Raw genomic sequence first — 1,294 nt, forward strand, 5'->3', positions numbered from 1 at the left:
ACCTGTTTTGGTGGCGGTATGATTGCTGGACCAGTCATTGGTGGTTTTGCAGGTCAACTTTCGGTACAGGCACCGTTTATGTTCGCTGCTGCTATTAACGGGCTGGCATTTCTGGTCTCCCTATTCATTTTACATGAGACCCATAATGCTAATCAGGTTAGTGACGAGATAAAGAATGAAACAATCAATGAAACCACATCCTCCATACGCGAGATGATCTCCCCATTATCGGGATTGCTAGTTGTCTTTTTCATCATTCAATTGATTGGCCAAATCCCTGCAACATTATGGGTTTTATTCGGAGAAGAGCGCTTCGTATGGGATGGCGTAATGGTCGGTGTTTCATTGGCTGTGTTTGGGCTTACACACGCACTGTTTCAAGGACTTGCTGCTGGTTTTATCGCTAAACATTTGGGAGATCAGAAAGCTATCGTGGTTGGCATCTTGGCTGATGGCTGTGGCCTACTTTTATTGGCAGTCATTACGCAAAGCTGGATGGTTTGGCCAGTTGTGCTGTTACTCGCTTGTGGTGGCATAACTCTTCCCGCTTTGCAGGGAATTATATCTGTTCGTGTCGGTCAGGTAGCACAAGGACAATTGCAAGGGTTGCTGACCAGTTTGACACACCTCACGGGTGTAATCGGTCCACTTATTTTTGCATTTTTGTATAGTGCAACCCACGAATCTTGGAATGGTTGGGTGTGGATAGTTGGATGCGGATTGTATGTAGTTGCACTGACTATACTGAGGTTTTTCTATCCCGGCAGGGCTGCCCACCCGAAAAATCAGAGCAATTCACAGCCATTTCTTTAAATGGTAATGGTAACTGTATGCCCCCAATTCCTAGACGTGAAACCGACCGTTGCACAGCATCAGAAATTGTGAATGTAGCACATTGGACTACTACGAGAACCTACAATGCAAGCCATACTATTTGAGTAGTATTAACGCTACTCCATAACGACTGTCGCCATACTGAAAGTATGGTAAACAGAATAAAGAACTGTCTTCCACAATTGCAAGCCACCATGCCAATCTGTCAGCGCATAACGCCTTTTATGTTAAATCGCACTTTTCGCATGAGAAAACTTCCCTCCTGCCAAGAAGAGCCCACAAGCGGCTCAAAAAGCGCAGTATTACTGCCAAAAAATATGCCTTTTGGCACTGAAAGTTTATGACTGTTTAGGTGGGATTTTTGCTGGCAAGAGTAGCAGACCCAGTTTCAGGCAAAATTTGCCAGGAACTGGGCTTTTCAGGTGCTGTTCTCGCAAAGGCAGAAAGTAGTCTTAACCTT

General features: G+C 45.0%; 1 protein-coding gene. It reads left to right on the forward strand.

The genetic code is table 11. The features are described 5' to 3' along the window. Positions 1 to 813, forward strand: an 813-nt coding sequence (locus ACTG2S_RS21615) for an MFS transporter (protein WP_439983319.1), incomplete at its 5' end; no start/stop codon positions are given. Positions 814 to 1,294 lie beyond the last annotated feature (481 nt).

The sequence above is a fragment of the Aeromonas sp. 82P genome, assembly GCF_051919365.1.
Taxonomy (GTDB): Bacteria; Pseudomonadota; Gammaproteobacteria; order Enterobacterales; family Aeromonadaceae; genus Aeromonas; species Aeromonas veronii.